At 41.8% G+C, this 15,839-nt stretch carries 21 protein-coding genes; 8 read left to right on the top strand and 13 right to left on the bottom strand.

Features of this window, described 5'->3' with window-relative positions:
• Window positions 1-90: 90 nt before the first annotated feature.
• From P2A85_RS09235 to P2A85_RS09205, 7 genes are all read right to left on the bottom strand, one after another.
• A complete protein-coding gene (locus P2A85_RS09235) occupies window positions 91-273 on the bottom strand; it encodes a hypothetical protein (RefSeq protein ID WP_377478913.1) in 183 nt (60 codons plus the stop codon).
• Window positions 274-341: 68 nt separating this feature from the next.
• Window positions 342-548, bottom strand: coding sequence for a hypothetical protein (locus P2A85_RS09230; protein ID WP_377478911.1), 207 nt, complete (start codon window positions 546-548; stop codon window positions 342-344).
• 8 nt (window positions 549-556) lie between these two features.
• On the bottom strand, window positions 557-2,761 hold the full coding sequence (locus P2A85_RS09225; protein ID WP_377478909.1) for a hypothetical protein: 2,205 nt from the start codon (window positions 2,759-2,761) through the stop codon (window positions 557-559).
• Between the two features lie 39 nt (window positions 2,762-2,800).
• Window positions 2,801-4,162: a hypothetical protein gene (locus tag P2A85_RS09220; protein ID WP_377478907.1), complete on the bottom strand. Its 1,362-nt coding sequence runs from the start codon at window positions 4,160-4,162 to the stop codon at window positions 2,801-2,803.
• A 14-nt stretch (window positions 4,163-4,176) separates the two neighbouring features.
• On the bottom strand, window positions 4,177-4,983 hold the full coding sequence (locus P2A85_RS09215) for a hypothetical protein (RefSeq protein WP_377478905.1): 807 nt from the start codon (window positions 4,981-4,983) through the stop codon (window positions 4,177-4,179).
• A gap of 215 nt (window positions 4,984-5,198) precedes the next feature.
• Window positions 5,199-5,696 carry a hypothetical protein gene (locus P2A85_RS09210; RefSeq protein WP_377478903.1) on the bottom strand — a complete coding sequence of 166 codons (498 nt, stop codon included), beginning with the start codon at window positions 5,694-5,696 and terminating at the stop codon, window positions 5,199-5,201.
• 299 nt (window positions 5,697-5,995) lie between these two features.
• Window positions 5,996-6,448, bottom strand: a complete 453-nt coding sequence (locus tag P2A85_RS09205) for a hypothetical protein (protein ID WP_377478901.1) — start codon at window positions 6,446-6,448, stop codon at window positions 5,996-5,998.
• Window positions 6,449-6,764: 316 nt separating this feature from the next.
• Between P2A85_RS09205 and P2A85_RS09200 the strand changes: the two genes are divergently transcribed.
• From P2A85_RS09200 to P2A85_RS09170, 7 genes are all read left to right on the top strand, one after another.
• Window positions 6,765-7,334, top strand: coding sequence for a hypothetical protein (locus P2A85_RS09200; protein WP_377478899.1), 570 nt, complete (start codon window positions 6,765-6,767; stop codon window positions 7,332-7,334).
• 63 nt (window positions 7,335-7,397) lie between these two features.
• Complete coding sequence (locus P2A85_RS09195) at window positions 7,398-8,147, top strand: hypothetical protein (RefSeq protein ID WP_377478897.1); 750 nt, start codon at window positions 7,398-7,400, stop codon at window positions 8,145-8,147.
• A 3-nt stretch (window positions 8,148-8,150) separates the two neighbouring features.
• Window positions 8,151-9,401 carry a hypothetical protein gene (locus P2A85_RS09190; RefSeq protein ID WP_377478895.1) on the top strand — a complete coding sequence of 417 codons (1,251 nt, stop codon included), beginning with the start codon at window positions 8,151-8,153 and terminating at the stop codon, window positions 9,399-9,401.
• 10 nt (window positions 9,402-9,411) lie between these two features.
• Window positions 9,412-9,897: a DNA N-6-adenine-methyltransferase gene (locus P2A85_RS09185; RefSeq protein ID WP_377478893.1), complete on the top strand. Its 486-nt coding sequence runs from the start codon at window positions 9,412-9,414 to the stop codon at window positions 9,895-9,897.
• Window positions 9,894-10,184 carry a hypothetical protein gene (locus P2A85_RS09180; RefSeq protein ID WP_377478891.1) on the top strand — a complete coding sequence of 97 codons (291 nt, stop codon included), beginning with the start codon at window positions 9,894-9,896 and terminating at the stop codon, window positions 10,182-10,184. The genes P2A85_RS09185 and P2A85_RS09180 overlap by 4 nt, the downstream gene beginning before the upstream one ends.
• Before the next feature lie 75 nt (window positions 10,185-10,259).
• A complete protein-coding gene (locus tag P2A85_RS09175) occupies window positions 10,260-10,583 on the top strand; it encodes a hypothetical protein (protein ID WP_377478889.1) in 324 nt (107 codons plus the stop codon).
• Window positions 10,584-10,585: 2 nt separating this feature from the next.
• Entirely contained in the window at window positions 10,586-10,861 is a 276-nt protein-coding gene (locus tag P2A85_RS09170) for a hypothetical protein (RefSeq protein ID WP_377478887.1), read from the top strand.
• A gap of 119 nt (window positions 10,862-10,980) precedes the next feature.
• On the opposite strand, the gene P2A85_RS09165 is transcribed toward P2A85_RS09170, so the two are convergent.
• The 6 genes from P2A85_RS09165 to P2A85_RS09140 all read right to left on the bottom strand — a co-directional run bounded on the left by P2A85_RS09165 (window position 10,981) and on the right by P2A85_RS09140 (window position 15,037).
• Window positions 10,981-12,402: a hypothetical protein gene (locus tag P2A85_RS09165; protein ID WP_377478885.1), complete on the bottom strand. Its 1,422-nt coding sequence runs from the start codon at window positions 12,400-12,402 to the stop codon at window positions 10,981-10,983.
• Between the two features lie 166 nt (window positions 12,403-12,568).
• Window positions 12,569-12,826 carry a hypothetical protein gene (locus P2A85_RS09160; RefSeq protein WP_377478883.1) on the bottom strand — a complete coding sequence of 86 codons (258 nt, stop codon included), beginning with the start codon at window positions 12,824-12,826 and terminating at the stop codon, window positions 12,569-12,571.
• A gap of 19 nt (window positions 12,827-12,845) precedes the next feature.
• On the bottom strand, window positions 12,846-13,013 hold the full coding sequence (locus tag P2A85_RS09155) for a hypothetical protein (RefSeq protein WP_340519014.1): 168 nt from the start codon (window positions 13,011-13,013) through the stop codon (window positions 12,846-12,848).
• Window positions 13,014-13,309: 296 nt separating this feature from the next.
• Complete coding sequence (locus tag P2A85_RS09150) at window positions 13,310-13,570, bottom strand: hypothetical protein (RefSeq protein ID WP_341734173.1); 261 nt, start codon at window positions 13,568-13,570, stop codon at window positions 13,310-13,312.
• Window positions 13,571-13,842: 272 nt separating this feature from the next.
• The gene (locus P2A85_RS09145; protein WP_377478881.1) at window positions 13,843-14,124 is read right to left on the bottom strand and encodes a zinc ribbon domain-containing protein; all 282 of its coding nucleotides are present in this window, start codon (window positions 14,122-14,124) and stop codon (window positions 13,843-13,845) included.
• Window positions 14,114-15,037: an RNA-guided endonuclease InsQ/TnpB family protein gene (locus tag P2A85_RS09140; RefSeq protein ID WP_377478879.1), complete on the bottom strand. Its 924-nt coding sequence runs from the start codon at window positions 15,035-15,037 to the stop codon at window positions 14,114-14,116. The genes P2A85_RS09145 and P2A85_RS09140 overlap by 11 nt, the downstream gene beginning before the upstream one ends.
• Before the next feature lie 202 nt (window positions 15,038-15,239).
• Between P2A85_RS09140 and P2A85_RS09135 the strand changes: the two genes are divergently transcribed.
• Complete coding sequence (locus tag P2A85_RS09135) at window positions 15,240-15,791, top strand: DUF2854 domain-containing protein (protein ID WP_377481392.1); 552 nt, start codon at window positions 15,240-15,242, stop codon at window positions 15,789-15,791.
• The last annotated feature ends 48 nt before the right edge of the window (window positions 15,792-15,839 follow it).

The raw sequence follows: 15,839 nt of genomic DNA, 5'->3' as shown, positions 1-15,839 counted from the left end.
AGTAGATACTCACAGAAAAAAGGAGTTACCCTACCCAAGTAACTCCTTTGCCAAATTATTTGTCCCAACAATCAAAGAAGAAGTACACCCTTATCCCAAGGTGTCTGGTAAGGCGATAACGCCGTTTAGCTGTTCATTTAAGGCTGCAAAATCGATATCAGTCAATTCAGATTCATTGTCTAATTTCACTTCTGCCTGAATTGACAAAAGTAGCTTATTTTGCTTGTCCATAATCGCAATCATTGCAGTCAATACAGCCAAAAGTGCTTTCATTTTTTTGTGCTTTTGTGTTTTGTGAATCCAACAGTCCTATTTTAGCCGAACTCGACAATAGTGTCAAGTTACTTGATTAGATTGCCTTTCCTAGCTTTTTTAAGCTTGATTTTGACTGATTTGACGAAAGGCTTCATATCACCCTTGCTAAAGTCATCTAACCCCTGATGGCGTTTTTCGAGAGTAATATCTAGTTCCTTCTCTCGAATTAACTGCTCTCGTTTGCGCAAGAATTCTGCTCTAATTATCGATGCACTTGTTACTGATTTAGTCATTTCTATTTCTATCCCTCGGTTATAATTTTTACAATCGATCGCGTTCCTTCCCTCATCACCCACTTAGTAATTGGAATCTTGCTCGGTTTGAGCATTTTACCAAGAACCTCTTCAACCTCGGTATCGGTTTTAGCTTTAGTTATGTCAATCTTCTTTGATTGTTTTTCCCCAAAACCCTTATGCCCTTCATAAATCGTAAAACAAGCCGGCACTTCTTCGATGTCAAAATCAGGGGCAATTCCAATTACCTCACTAAGAAACTCGATTTTTCGAGTCTGTTCTGCAATTATTGTTAGTAATTGAGTGACTTGCATTGCCATCGTTATCTCAAATTTTTGTGACGAATCGCCATTACTCATCGCCTCAGCAACCATCTCATAAACCTGTCCAGCCCATGCGGTTGCATTTACAGTTTGCCAAGTATTGCCGTGGGGGCTAGCAACAGGATTAAGAATTAACCCATTTGCTAACATCCTAAACAGTGCTTGGTTTAGCTGGTAGTAATCTTCACAGTCCTCATTGCCTGTACCACCGGGTGCTAAAAAAGTTTTAGCCACCGGAAATTTATTTTTTTTCAGCTTAGCGATTCCGAGGTACTTGTAAATTTCGTCTACTTTTTTACAACAATTTTTGTCCATTGGTTTTGTGGGTTTTGTGGGTTTATTTGGTAATCGTGGTAGTGGATTTGGTTTAGGCGTTTTTGGACGGGGTTTTGCGGGTTTTAAAATGGGCTTATCAGGTTCCTCTGTGATTGGCGGAACAATTTCAGAATCAGCAGGGTTGCAAAACGGAGACTTTGCAATTGAAACAACCTCGACTTTGTGATCGAAAGGGCCACCTTCATATCCCGCCAAATGTTTGTCTTTGAAACCGAGGGCTTCCCAGTTGTTTGGCCAATATCTGATTCGTTTAGCGTATCGTTTTATCCGAATTGCGTCGGGAACACCTCTATCCCAATAAAGGTTTTTAACCTTAAAAACCCATGCTCCTGTATTGATAAATTCTCCACTGCTTTCGTAGACTTCACTGCTCCACCCTCCTTTCTCAGTAGTCCAATTGGCGTTGTTCCAAGCGATATTTCCGGCAAGACGTTGTTCATATGTTCCGTCTTTTCCCGGCTCATAGTCAGTATAGTAAATGTAGTCAGCGAGCCATAGCGGTAAAGATTCTTCAAGACTTTTATATCCAACACCACAGAGAACCCAATTGCCGTCCGGACATACCCTATCTTTTGATTCTGTGCCGGGTGTTGGTATTTTTGGACGCGGTGGTCTGGGTGGTTTTGGTACGGGAGTAGGACGCGGTGGTTTAGTTGGATTTGGCGTGGGAGCTGGTACTGGTTTTTTAAGGTTAATTGGCGCTGGCGGTTCTGGATTGGGTCTAGGTATTTTTGGTGGTTTCTTTGGTGGTTTTGGTGGTTTTGGTGGTTTCTTTGGTGGTTTTGGTGGTTTCTTTTTTAAGTCAATAGGGGGCTTTTTGCGCAAGTCAATAGCGGGCTTTTTCCTAATATCAACGGGCGGTTTTTTATCAACCCTACGCACCAAATTGGGTTGCTTGTCTTCTATAGGCTTAACAGGACGCTCTGGTTTAGGACGCTCTGGTTTGTCGCGCTCTTTACGCGCCCTTGGCTCTGGACGTTTAGGCGACTCAGTAGGCGCTTTGGGTTTCTGCGGACGCGCCCCACCTGCACTAGGCTTAATCCCACCACCAAGTTTCAATGAACCCTCGTTTTGAGGATCGCCTTTATCACGAGAAAAAGTGGTACAGAATTCGGCGATACCAATTCCGTAACAAATTTGCACCGTAACAGCACCACTAGAATCTCTAGCGACTTCGACTTTACCTCCAAAAGCCTCGGCAGAGATTGCAGCGTTACCCTGAGAATCGGCGCTTAAGCCCCCCCCAAAACCGGCTATTGAAACTCCAATTCCGCCGCCAATTGATTCGACACCCCCTCTCTCGTTTAGTTTTACCGAGCCTTCTAATGACCCGCTTAGCTTCTTCCCTAATCCAATTTCCGTATTCAAATTAGCCGTTCTTTCGGCAAAATCAATACCGCCCGATAGACGGTTATTTTTTAGACTCAAAGCGCTTCCTAAGTCGGCTTCTGCACTTCCTTCGGCACGGATTCCCCCCAAGCTTCCTAGGGTTCGCTCGTAAGTCAGATTAAGGTCAATATTGTTTTCTGGTGTAGAGCGATTACGACGTGGCATTGTAGCTTTATGGGGTAAATAAGGGTATAAACCTCAACCTTAAGCTGTATAAAAAACAAGAATAGTATAAGGTTTTGATAGAATTTGAGTAGAAGAAGCAGCAGAATTTGTTACAATAAAACTAGCGCTATTGTGGGAGCAATCAACCGAATAACCACCGCCAATAATGTAGTCAGTAGCTTCACTGGCACCACTATTTATATTGTGTGTAATTTTAAGTAACCAGCCTTCTATCTTTGACCCTGTTAAGCCGTGAGGAACCGTTACACTCGCCCCCTGCGTAGCAGCGGTTACTCCCGTTAGTCGCTTAACCTTAATCCCTACATTGTCTCCCAAGGTAGTAAAACCTGTTGTTCGCAGAGACCCATTTACAGTGTTTAAACTAGCGTCAGTGTTTGTAGTAGCGCCTATATTCCAAGTGCCATTTTCGTTACCAATAAGAGCGTTTCTACCGCCAGTACCATCAGAATAGTGTTGGTTAAAAACATAAAGACCGTAGCTTGTTGTTGACGGCCCCCACGCCTGAAATCTTGCAGCAGAAACGCCGTTGTGGTCAAAAAAACACTTCCCCGCTGGATTACTGACTGACAAAGCCCCGTTAGTAATTACAGTAGAAGCAAAAGTCTTTGCCCCGCTAATTGTCTGGTTTCCAGCTAAATTAACATATCGAGCGTCACCCCTAGAATTAGTCAGATAGTTGCCATGTTCATCACCATTTATGTGTTGTTGAAAAACTGTAACTAGATCTACTTGCTCTACAAACTGAGTTTGAGAAATTGCCTCAACAACACCGTTATTTGGACTGTTGCGCCCTAACAAGGTGTTAGAAGGTAAATTAATCAACTTACCTTCTAACGCCAATTCTAGCGAGGCAATCCGTGCGGATAGTTCGGTCAAATCATTTTTTTTTGACACGTCAACTGTTACGCCAAAAAATAGATTAATCACGTCAGTGTCCCACAGCAAGCCGTCGCCATAATCTACCAGTTGCACTCCGATAGCGTCGCTGGTTTCTAGAAGTCGCGAAGGATATCCCAGTCTACCACGCAGGTCTAAGTAATCTTTTCTACCGTAGTTTAGTAGAATAAATTCTGCAATCTCTACCCAGTTGCCGGTATTGCTTTTGCGAGTTAAAAACCTTAGTCCAATTTTGTTGGATTGAGATTCCGCTTTTGTAAGAGCTAGCGATTTTTCGATATCACTCTCATCTCCGGTTAAGTCTGGAATTTTACCAATATTCAAGCTATTTAAATTTACAACGGCGGTTGCTTGGTCTAGGTAAAACGCTGCTTTTTCGTTCGCTTCTAGAACAAAGCCCCTAAAGTGAATCACCTCTAGAATATTGCCAGCTACGTAACTGGGCGATAGTGTCCCGACAAAAGTTTTACTTTCAAGTGTCATTCTATTTTCCCCCTTCAAGTCATTACAATTAAGTCCGAGAAAGCATCTAAAACACCTTCCTTAAAATTTTCTAAAAAGTTACCCAAATTCTTATCTTTCTCGGCGACTTTTTCAATCTTTTGGTCTAGTGCCGAATTTATCGTAAAGGTTTGACCTTCCTGCAACCCCAAGTTTTCAATCTGTTTATCGATTGCAGGAATTCCGGTTCGGACGTTGTTTCTCACGAATTGCCTTATGCCTAAATAACCAAATTTCATCGCAACAGTCCGGGCATATCGAATGAACGTGTTGGCTAGACTCGCCATTGATTCTATCAATTCGTCGCTTATATTGTCGCCGTCATCAATTTCTTTCGTAATTGATAGCGATGCCGCTGCGGAAATATTTAGAGTTAATTTAGGATTCTTTTTTGCGCCACCAAAAGCAATTGCAACAAGCATTCTCCCAACGGATTCCCCGACTTGACCTAAGAACGACGTATAGCCGTTTTCTAACTCAGCTAAGATACTTTTGTCGGATTGTAGCCAGTCGATATTTAATACGGTATTTGTAGTACCTAAGATGGCTTGTTGCAGAGTGGGTAACATCGCGCCTATCGCAAAACCGCCTATTTTTATCGAACCAAGTGAAGCCCACATTGACCCAATTCCGCCACTTACTACTCCTGTTAGTCCTGTCGCACCTGCGACAAAGAATCCTGCAACAGCAAGCGCCGCGCCTCCAGCAATCGCACCACCCGGGTCGTTTTTAAACCAATCGCCAAAGATTTTCCAGTCACCGCGAGCGATCGCACCTAGCAACTCTTTGCCTCCCTCGAACATCCGTTTTCCCAGATCTAGGGCGGACTGTAAACCGCTTTTTATAGCCCCCCAAGCTGCTTTAGCTGTGTCCTGTAGCCACTTGTCGGGGACTATTCCGGCAGTGGAAAATGCAAGTGCAGACGATTCTAAAGTAACCCCAAAAGTATCAGTGGCCATAAGTTTTAAGTGAATAAGTTTTAGATTTTACCCCTTTATTTATGGGGGTAAAAGTAGGATTATGTTAGTAGCCATTCAGTTGCCGATTCTGAGATAGCGCCGTTACTGCCTAGACTACTAACATACGGCAGTGATAGCGAACCAGAATAGCTTGCGTCGGCGTAATCAAAGTCTAAAGCTATCCCTGTCACTTTCTGTGTGTTTTTTGCACCATTACGTTGCCACGTCAAAAGGTACAAGCAACACTCAATAAAATATGTGCTAAGCGTCGTAGACTTAATTGTCCCAACTGGACTACCAGCAGTGAAAGTCAAAGTTGGCAAATAGGGCAAAGGTGATTCGACAAAGGTTCCAGTAGCAGGAGTGTAGACTATTTGACCGGGTAGCTTGAAGGTAGAACTTAATATTCCTTCCTCACTTTTATCAAGTGAAAATTTGTTATCGCTACCACCAACTGCTGATTCAGCAGCGTTAATTAGGTGCAGTAATTGAAAAAGTTGTCCCTCGATTGTAGGCGCGTTAATTGTAGCCCCTGTACCTGGTGTGATTACTGCCATAGGATTAAAGTTTAAATCCAGAGTTTCTAGAAATAGTTTCCTCTATTTTTTCGAGTCTTTGCTCGTAAAAATCTAATTTACTCAGCAAAACAGCCCTGTCTATAGCGTTTTGCTTAACTTGAGTTAAGATTTTATCGAGATAATTCCAAATCGGGATTAGGGAGGTAATAATACTGATTATTACAAAGATATCGACTTTTAAGGCAGGATTATTCATTGCGATTAGTTTGAACCGTTGTTTTAGCTCAGTTGAATTACACAAATTGCATTTAACTTAATTACAATTTATGTAATTCAAATTATTTGCTGACAGCCTTTCTATTTGGCAGTTTAGCTTTTTCCGTAAAACTAGGATTAATCGAAACCCTAGCACCACTAGGCATTATGAACATCCCAGGTCTTCTACTAACTGTTCTAAAACAGGTATTAATCCACAAAACAATTGCAGCGATTGACATACTTGAGGGTACACGAACTGTCACAAATTTAACGTTACGTTCTGCACCTTTATATTTCCGCTTCATATAATTTGTTGAACCAGCCGTGGCGTTATCGTTTGTCGGAATTTTTATCGCCTTACCAATCATCGGTTTGTAGGAATGTTGAATACTTCCTGCGTTTAATTCACTAGCGGTTTGAGGGTTTGTTTTTACCCCTCCTGTACCTGGCGTTAATGTTTTTGGCGTGGTATCAGTTCCAAAAACGGTGTCCGTGTCAAGTTTTTCAGGATTTTTAATATCAAACCATTTCATCACATCTTCTTTAACTCGAAAATTGACCAAGCTGTTTGGGTCTAAATACGCGATAACGTTTATAGACTGGATACCTTATAGTAAATTGTAAATTTGTTAGTGCTAGTTTGGTTTTAGACGGATTAAAGAAACCTATTCCCTTGGTTAGAGGTAAAGTGGCTTTTAATTTAAGTGATGTTGTTCTAGAGAGTTAAATTTAAGGGGGTAAATAAGGGTATAAATTTTATATTTATATATTTATATATTTATATATTTATATATTCCCGCCCCTTTCCCGCCCTACATTATTTTTTTTGGAACAAAGACAGCAAATACAATGACAGAAAATACAACGACAACAAGTAAACAAGGGTTACCAATTTACCATTGGTCAGAAATAGCCTCACCTAGGCTTAAATTGACTTCTGTGTTATTTTCTGAACCAATTACTGTTACACAAACGGTTCACAAACGGAATCAAACCCCAAAGGTAACAAAGGCTCATCCGGCTCTTGTTGTTTATGACGCGAGTTACGTGAAACACAAGTTATTAGAGGTGGTAGCACCTTTGATTGCAGAACAACTGATTGATAGAGAAAACGGCTTTGATTTAGAACCCTTTCAGAAGGGATTTCCCGAACAACAAGAAATACTTTTTGATGAAGTTTATCCCAAACTGTCTTTTTCTTTAATGACACTTATTGCTGATGCTACAAAAGCATATGTCGAGTGTGCTGTTAAATCGGATGAAATTGGAATCACGTTGACCCCCAATGCTTCCACAATCGTTAAGTCGTTTAAGTTAGTTCAAGAACTTGCTTACATAGACGGCTCGGACACTCAAAAATCGGACACTCAAAAATCTGAAAATAGTTTCGACAACAACGATTCTGATAACGACCTGTAAACCAATTACTTTTACCCCCATATTTAAAGGGGTAAAAGTCCAACACAACCAAAAAGGAATTAAATGAGTATCTCAGTTTCTACAAAGGATAATTTTTACGCTTTGTATCTTAACGAGTCGGTTGTTGCTAACGATCGGATTGTGTGGCAAGAGTTAGTGTTAATCAGTAATGACGACACGATAACCTGCTATGGGGTTCTTTCTGCTGATTCACTTGGACTGGTGAACTATAAAGACAAAACTTGGTATCCAAACGGGAAAAAAGCCGTCTTAAAGGTTAACGGCTCTCAAGAGAAAGACGCATGGGACAAAGAAGAGTCAAAGTTTAAGAAGATTCCAACACCCAAAGATGAGTTACTGCTTTACAAATTATTGAGGAAGGCTGTAGAGCAACATCCTCAGACGCACTTTGTAGGGCATATATCCCCTTGGTTGAATCCGTTTTACTGGGAATTTTTAGAAGAAGACGCTAACTCCCCACGCGCTCACAAAATGCACGATGATTTAGTTCGTCTTAGCCCTTGCACTCAAACTCTACTTACGCAGTCAGAAATCGATGTTTTCACTGCTTCTATGCCAAAAGCTAAGTCATATGGAGGCTTTAAAGGTGAAACCGAATCAAGCAGAATTAAGGCTCGTATGGATTTTTTGACTTTGCAGATGGCGGATGTTGCTCAGTTTAGAGACTTGTACGACTTGGCTTGCCAGATCGTAATGGCAAGTGAAAGTTCTGAGCATCTTACGCCTATTAAAATACTAGAGCTATCGATCGCAAAAACCCTAGAATTGACCGCAATAATTTTGGGAGCTTAAACAATGTTGGGCAAAAAAGGTATCAAGCAAATACAACAGGCTTTAACCAATGTCGATGACAAGGCTGAACCGGAACTCTATAACGAAGTAGAAGCAGAGTTGCATCCTGAGTCTGTTCAACAGGAATTGACGATAGCAGATTTTGCCAAAGAGTTTAATTCGGAAGATAAAGACGGCTATTCAGCTTTGCTTGAGAACGAAAGTATAGGCTTTAGCGCTACAAGCATCCTCAAAAAGGTGACTTTAGGTCTCAGTGAGTGGGAATACAGATTTCTTGCTGCCTACAGTTGTTTGCCATCCATTTTAACCAAGGTGCTACCAGTTATTGAGATTCACGGTGAAGCCGGGACTGGCAAATCTCAATTATTACTAGCAATTGGTCATATTTCAGGTAACAACATTATCAGTGGTCAGTCTACAGGTGCGTCTTTGAAAAACCACATCAACCAGATACGCTGGCGTGACCCGGACACAAAGTATCACGAAAAGAATTGCCTTCTCCTAATTGACAATATGGGCGAGGACTCGTTCAAAAAAGAGGAGTACCTAAGTTCCTTTTTGAATGGATACAAAAGAACCACAGACCGAACATTCATTTCAAACGGCAAAGGACAGAATATTGAGTTTAGAACTTACTGTGGGAAGTTGTATACGACTATCTGGGATACTAATTCTACAGAACTAGCAAGGCGAACTATCAGGATTAAAACTCGCAAGGTGTCTGATTTAGGAATAGCGCTAGAGCCAGAGGATATTTATTGGAACCCGTTAACCGCAGCAGTAGCGCTTTTTTGGGATGACCCTGAGTCTTGGAGTAGCTATAAACAGGTTTGGCAAAAATACAGTCGTCATACCAAGCCAAAGCACAGTAAAGAACATTGGACGCTTTTAAGAGACGTGCTTGTTACAGGAGTTGTCATTGGAGCGTGGTCTACTCTTGATGACGCGATCGCGCAAACAGCTACATGGCTTGAAAAAGCGTTAACAACACGTACAACTTTAACCGAGGTAGTGATTCTACGAGCCCTAGAAAGTATTTTAGGATTACCACAAGCCGATTGGGAAGAAATAAGCAAGAGACACATAATATCTGTTTCACCAAGACAACTAAAAGACGCAATTGAAGAAGCTGTTAAGGACGGTATAATCGAACGTCCAAAGTTAAGTACCGTCCAACAGTATCTAACTAAATTAGGTTTTGGAGCGTCACAGAAAAACGGTCAACTAGGATATGTGTACAAGGGGAAAAAATAGGAGAGTCAGCATGAGTAATGACAATTTTTATACGCCAGATTGGTTGATTGACGAACTTTTAGAGTTCTATGCCGGCGGACTTGATTTAGATCCTAGCGCTGATATTAATAAGCGAATACCCGCGGCCAACCATTACACCATCAAAGAAGACGGGTTAAGAATGCACTGGAACACAGGGACGATTTTTTGTAACCCGCCCTATTCGCGATCGAAATCTACCAGTTTAGATATGTGGATCGATAAGGCTTTACAGTCGCATGAACAGTTTAATACGGAGATACTTTTGTTACTTCCTGCAAACACAGACACTAAATGGTGTCAGACTTTATTGTCTAGTGATGTGTTATGTCTGTTTTTCAAGAGTCGGATTAAGTTTCTTGACGAAAATTATGAGCCAACAAAAGGTACGGGTAAATTCGCATCAATGCTTGCATATCTTGGTGATTGGAATCAATCATTTATAACACAATTCGGCAAACATGGAGTTATCAAATGAATCCACGGCTTGAAAGAATTTTGACAGTCTCAGTAGATGAAAGTGCAGCAGATAAAGCTGTACTGGTAAAAGAATTCATTGAATCCCGACACACAATCCTGGAGTATGCTTTCTTTTTTCAGTGGCTTGCTAGTGAACTATCCAAAAAGGATTTGGAGTTTACGTCCTTGGTGTACTCTTTAACCTCTTTGGATATGCCCCGTTCCAGATTGTTATCAATTTGGTTGCTTAAAGTTGTTGACTTTACCCCCTTAAATAAGGGTATAAATATTAACTTGCAAGTGTAAGCACCTAGTTCAACTAATTAGTCCGCAATGACTTTAAACTATTTGTTCCATTTCACCTACCCCTAAAACACCATCATGGAAGACAACATAGACCGAATTCAAGCAAAGATTTCTCTCCAGCCCGTAATAGAGCAACTAAACAACCATGGAGAACGACTGGATAACCATGGAGAACAACTCACGGAACTAGCCCAGGAAGTTCAGTTGCTCAGTGAAAGCATTGTAGATCATAATGCTTTGTTGCAATACCAAGCGACTCTAAATAAATTGTTGATAGGTATTTTGGAAAGGCAGTCCTTTGTATCAATTGAAGAACAAAACGGCTTAGCGCAACTCAACAAAAGTCTCAACATATTAGTTGAAGCTTACCCCTATTTATTCGATGTTGAGGTTTTTTAACTATGAGCGAAGCATCGAACGACATTGATTTAGTTCAGCTTAGCAATCGCTTAGCTGAGTTAGAAGCTAAGGTCAACAAACCACCTAAGCAATCTAAAAAGCGGTTTTACTGTATCGCCGAAGTAGACGAAAACACAAAACTAACAATGGCTGAAATAGCCGAAGCACAAGGAACATTTACATCTAAGCTGTTGGCAAAATTGATTGAAGAGTATATCTTTAATCAGTCTGAACCTCGGTTGAAAAGCAACACGATTACCAAAGAGCTTGACTGGTAACAACACACTGATTTTAGCCAATAAAAAACCCCCTAGGAATTAACTTAGGGGGTTTATTTTTATACCCTTAAATAAGGGGGTAAATTACACTTCGACTAATTCGACATCTTCACTGACACCTAGATGTCAGCTAAATTGACATCGGTGTCAATACCTAGATAGTGCCGTTGAATTACCTCAACACTATTGCCACAAGCGGTTGCTAACAAAAGTAAATCCGTCCCTGATTGTGCTTGTAATGTGATAAATGTGTGTCGGGTGTGATAAGGACTAAGGTAGCAACCTATAGCACCTTGTTCCACTAACTGAGTGACGACACCAGGATAGCGATACATCTTGCCATTTTTTCGCCCTCCATACTCTCTCCAATTTGCATCTAAACTTCCTGAGTTATAAGACGCGCCTTGCGTATTGACAAACACCAAGTCAGTGCCTTTAGTGTCAACTGGTTTAATGCGCATTAGCAAACTATTTAAGCGCGGATAAATCTTAAACAGTCGAACTTCACCAGTTTTTGTAACTTGAGTGTTTTTTAACCGTCCGTTATAAGACTTACTAAAACGGATGTAATTTTTATCGCGTCCGATAAAAATATCCTGCCATCGTATTGCGAAAGCCTCTCCGCTACGGCATCCAGTTAAAAACAAAAATTCAATCAGGGGCGCAATGACAACAGATGCGTTCTTGTCAGAGCTATAGAACGATTGGATGATGATATCACGCTCGATACTACTATACGCACGTCTGTCGGACTCCTCTGGATTACTATCATCACTATTATCGCTCTGCCACCATTCTTGTATTTCGCCCTTAGTATTAACGGTTGATTGATATTTATCAACCGTCCTTTTAGCAGTATCAATACTGCTAAAAGGATTGACCATTAAGCTGGTCTCACCGATTGACTGCATTCTACAAAATGCCTCAGAGAGCGCCCTTAAGGCTTTTTGCTTTGTAGTTGTGCAAATCGGAGAATCCCAAAAAGGCTTTAAATCGATTTTGTCAATCGACATATCCCAAATAGTGCCACCACTAAAAGTGCTATGTACCCTCAATGAGTTGTTCCAAACTAGACCTTTAATTGTATTAGAGAATACAATTTTATAGTTCAGTTCAAAAGTTGTGGGTTCTATCCAATCTTTCTTCCATTCTAAATATGCCTCCCACATCTCACCTACGGTGATTTCAGGCTCAGGTTGAACCGTACCAGGCAACTGTAGAACCTCAGCTAATTTAGCGTATTTACCCCCCCCTAAGCCGTATTTAGCAAGGGTGGGGTCAAACAACTTTTCCCATTCTGGATGGTCAAGGTCACTCTCAATTAAAGCAGCGATTTTAGCAGCGCGCTTCCAGTCATCAGGTTCATCAGCAGAGAAGCCGTATTTACCTATTCCTAGACATTTTGGCTTCCCTTTGAGTGATTTGCCGTCTAGTGCTTCCCAAAGGGGGTTATGGCGCTTAGGGAAGCGCAATGCAAGACTTCCTTTGTCAGCGTACACGGCAATATCACAAGCGGGTTGAGCTTTGGGTTGAGATTTCATAGGGGGTAGTCCTAAAAGTATTGAGTTTTCAAGGTTCTGACGTTCTAGACAAAATCTAGATTACTCTAGCTTCTGCCTGTTTGTTTTTACCCCCTTATTTATGGGGGTAAACGTTTCAGCTAGTATAACATAGTTATAGGAATATTTGATGGGATATGGTAATGAATTAGTTATTGGTTATTGGCTGATTCCCAATCCCCAATTCTTTCCCCCCTTGGGGGGGTTCCCCAACTCCCCATTCCCCATTCCCCATCCCCAATTCTTTCCCCCCTTGGGGGGGGCAGGGGGGGGGTTGCCCAACTCCCCATTCCCAACTCCCAACTCCCAATTCCCGATTCCCAATCCCCCATTCCCAATCCCCAATTCTTTCCCCCCTTGGGGGGGGTAGGGGGGGTTGCCCAATTCCCAACTCCCAATTCCCCATTCCCAATCCCCAATTCCCCTTAACTAAAAGTGCGTTTGAATTCTTCTAACAAATCATCAATTTCTTCGATCGCCTGACTCACATCTATTCTCAATGCTCCCAAATCCGTTCTATCTAGTAGTCGCACTAGGGATTCCCGCTTGATCTCGATTTCTGCTACGCGCTCTTTGATTGTTTGTGCATCCATGGTTTTTTCCCTTATTTACTATACATTACCAGCATTTTTCTTGTAGTTATTCTTCCCAAATCAACCTCAAACATTCCATGACATTGAATTGGTTGGAATCTCTGTATTTTACAACAAAATCTCTAACCTTGTCTAGTATATAGCCATTAATGTTGCGTTTTTACTCCATCAATATAGGAATTTTCTGGCTATTTTTCCCTCAATTAGCCTTTTCTATAAATTTCAAATTCAGTAACGAGCGTGAAGTTTTAGGTCCCGCACTACCCTAGCGCCGGCAACACCAGAGTTGGCGAACATCAGCGCAAAAAAGGAGGACGTTTGCTATCTGTGGTCTTGTTTTTCATCATTTCAGCTAAAAATCGCTTGAGGGCTTTTTCACGATTTTTCATAAACGCAGCCCAAAATCCTGGTTGATATTCATCCATTGTCTTGGCTAGGGCCCAGACATCTATGGCTAAGATGTTGTAAAGTCTTTCATCTTCGCGCTTGAGCGAGTTAATTTGCTCTAGAACCGACTTGTTTGCTCCAGGAGTTTGTTTGTCTTCGTCTTTTATCATGTCTAAAAAATTGGTTAAAAGGGTAAGAGGGTCGATCGCAACCCAAATCTATATAATTTAATGATACTGGTGATATCGATCGCCTTCTGGAAACAAAGACACACCATGAACACCGATATTTACAGGTGTTGGCGACAAGTCGAGCGGGAGAATTTTTTTGAAGCTAGAGACCAGATGTGGGATGTATCTGAGCCCGCGCTCTTAGAGCTTAGCAGTTTTTGCAGGTATTTTGTTTGACACTCTGGGTGCGTGAACGCACGGGGATTCTTGGTTCAGCCAGTCGATTTGCCCGTTGATGTCGCCACCAACGAGTAGAGATCGGCCTGTCCCCAAGCGTTAATTTCGGCGTGCCCCGCCGTATTTAACATAATTCCTGCTTGTCTCAATCCTTTAGCCAAGATATTCTTCGCCGCATTGTGGTCTCGGTCTAATACCGCACCGCAACTACAAACATGAGTTCTGACTGACAGCGATTTTTGAACGCGATTTCCACAACTCGAACAATCTTGGGAAGTATACTGAGGGGCAACAGCAATCACTGTTTTACCGTACACCTTTCCAAAATATTGCAACCCGAAGAGCAAACTGCGACCACGCTGCATCGCTAATCGATTTAGCAAGTTTATGATTCTTCACCATATTCCTCACATCAAGGTCTTCGTAAGCTACGAAATCGCTAGATTTCACTACGCACAACGCCGTCTTGATGGCGAAGTCTTTACGTTGCCTGCTAACCTTTAAGTGTTTTCTGCCTAGCTTATTAATTGCTTTCTTGCGATTGCCTGAACCTTTCTTTTTCCGAGAAACCCTTTTCTGCAACCGCTTTAAAGCTTTTTCACTTTTACGCAAATGTCGAGGATTAGGAACTGCTTCCCCGTTGCTATCGGTATAGAAATGGTTTAATCCCACATCTATGCCAATAGCCTTGCCAGTAGGAACTATTTCCTCGGTCCGCTCTACGTTAATACAGAACTGAGCTCCGTAGCCATCGGCACGACGCACAACCCTGACTCGCTTAATCTCGGTAGGTGCATAAAAATGTAAATCCCGACTGCCAAGCAATCTAAACGTTCCAGCAGCAAAGCCATCCGTGAATGTCAGACATCTTTTATCGGTAGAAAGCTTCCAGCCTGATGTTTTATACTCAACGGAACGAGTGTACTTTTTGAATTGCGGATATCCCTTTTTCCCCGGCTTTTTAGCCTTGCAATTAGCAAAGAAGCGTTGGATCGCAAAAATGGCACGCTCAGCCGAAGCTTGACGCGCCATTGAGTTAAGTTTTCGGGCCCATTCAAACTCTTTCGCCATGATGGCGCATTGTTTGTACAGGTCTGACAATTTAACCGCTTGATTGTCGATCCAGTAGCTAAGAGCTTTGTTTCGGACAAACTGAGCTGTGCGGATCATTTCGTCTACGATCCGATATTGCTGTGATGAGCCTTTTAGCTTAAACTCTAGTACAATCATGGAACGATCTTATCACGCTTATGGGCAATTATAGCTATAAAAGTTGCAATAGTTGAGAATCTTTACACTTGGAAAATTAAAGCCGTCCTATAAGGACGGGGCTTTAGACCCAATCTTTTGGTAAAATTTTGAATTTATTCAAGACTTTTTGACTGATAATAATAAAAGTATATTATTGCTTGCAGCTAACTACCTCATTGATATGTTCCGTAAAATTTCTTTAGCAAACTTAGCCTTAGTTGTGGGCTTTATTTTAGCAGCAGTCGGTTTCGGAGCCTACTTCACAGACAGACCGACTCTGAATCTGGCGGGTTTTTTTTATGGTATTCCACTGTTGCTGGGGGGTTTAGCCCTCAAAGCTGCGGAACTCGAACCTGCGGAGTTTAGCGAACCCACTACTCCTGAAGTTCAACTCCTGAGAGAACACCAGGCCACGGAGACTCAAAACCAAGTTCGCAAAGATGTTACCCGATTTCGTTACGGCCAACCGGCTCACTTGGATGATGCTCTGGAACGCTTGGGTTTGGCCCCTACAGACGAAGAAAGACCGATGCTGCGAGGGTTACGGGAAGTTTCTATCGATGGTGCCTATGGATTAATTCTAGAGTTTCATTCGCCCTTAATCCCGATCGAACTCTGGGAAGAAAAACAGGCAAAAATAGCTACTTTTTTCGGTCCTGGTTTACACGCAAAAGTGAGTAAAAGCGCTGAAGACAAAGTTGAATTGGCTTTAATTACTGATGCGAAAGCTTAAATTAGTTAAGGAAAATAGTTTGCTAAACAGGGCATTGGTACTGGCAAC

The sequence above is a fragment of the Microcoleus anatoxicus genome (assembly GCF_042465725.1).
Classification (GTDB): Bacteria; Cyanobacteriota; Cyanobacteriia; order Cyanobacteriales; family Microcoleaceae; genus Microcoleus; species Microcoleus anatoxicus.
The sequence above is the reverse complement of the archived record's forward strand: the minus strand, read 5'-3'. Positions and strand labels throughout refer to the sequence as shown.

Coding starts and splice junctions, on each gene's coding strand:
- P2A85_RS09230 (WP_377478911.1), bottom strand. CDS start 548: ATGACTAAATCAGTAACAAGTGCATCGATAATTAGAGCAGAATTCTTG.
- P2A85_RS09235 (WP_377478913.1), bottom strand. CDS start 273: ATGAAAGCACTTTTGGCTGTATTGACTGCAATGATTGCGATTATGGAC.
- P2A85_RS09160 (WP_377478883.1), bottom strand. CDS start 12,826: ATGGGGAATTGGGAGTTGGGAATTGGGCAACCCCCCCTACCCCCCCCA.
- P2A85_RS09205 (WP_377478901.1), bottom strand. CDS start 6,448: ATGAAATGGTTTGATATTAAAAATCCTGAAAAACTTGACACGGACACC.
- P2A85_RS09155 (WP_340519014.1), bottom strand. CDS start 13,013: ATGGATGCACAAACAATCAAAGAGCGCGTAGCAGAAATCGAGATCAAG.
- P2A85_RS09185 (WP_377478893.1), top strand. CDS start 9,412: ATGAGTAATGACAATTTTTATACGCCAGATTGGTTGATTGACGAACTT.
- P2A85_RS09200 (WP_377478899.1), top strand. CDS start 6,765: ATGACAGAAAATACAACGACAACAAGTAAACAAGGGTTACCAATTTAC.
- P2A85_RS09165 (WP_377478885.1), bottom strand. CDS start 12,402: ATGAAATCTCAACCCAAAGCTCAACCCGCTTGTGATATTGCCGTGTAC.
- P2A85_RS09225 (WP_377478909.1), bottom strand. CDS start 2,761: ATGCCACGTCGTAATCGCTCTACACCAGAAAACAATATTGACCTTAAT.
- P2A85_RS09175 (WP_377478889.1), top strand. CDS start 10,260: ATGGAAGACAACATAGACCGAATTCAAGCAAAGATTTCTCTCCAGCCC.
- P2A85_RS09215 (WP_377478905.1), bottom strand. CDS start 4,983: ATGTTCGAGGGAGGCAAAGAGTTGCTAGGTGCGATCGCTCGCGGTGAC.
- P2A85_RS09195 (WP_377478897.1), top strand. CDS start 7,398: ATGAGTATCTCAGTTTCTACAAAGGATAATTTTTACGCTTTGTATCTT.
- P2A85_RS09135 (WP_377481392.1), top strand. CDS start 15,240: ATGTTCCGTAAAATTTCTTTAGCAAACTTAGCCTTAGTTGTGGGCTTT.
- P2A85_RS09220 (WP_377478907.1), bottom strand. CDS start 4,162: ATGACACTTGAAAGTAAAACTTTTGTCGGGACACTATCGCCCAGTTAC.
- P2A85_RS09190 (WP_377478895.1), top strand. CDS start 8,151: ATGTTGGGCAAAAAAGGTATCAAGCAAATACAACAGGCTTTAACCAAT.
- P2A85_RS09180 (WP_377478891.1), top strand. CDS start 9,894: ATGAATCCACGGCTTGAAAGAATTTTGACAGTCTCAGTAGATGAAAGT.
- P2A85_RS09170 (WP_377478887.1), top strand. CDS start 10,586: ATGAGCGAAGCATCGAACGACATTGATTTAGTTCAGCTTAGCAATCGC.
- P2A85_RS09210 (WP_377478903.1), bottom strand. CDS start 5,696: ATGGCAGTAATCACACCAGGTACAGGGGCTACAATTAACGCGCCTACA.
- P2A85_RS09140 (WP_377478879.1), bottom strand. CDS start 15,037: ATGATTGTACTAGAGTTTAAGCTAAAAGGCTCATCACAGCAATATCGG.
- P2A85_RS09150 (WP_341734173.1), bottom strand. CDS start 13,570: ATGATAAAAGACGAAGACAAACAAACTCCTGGAGCAAACAAGTCGGTT.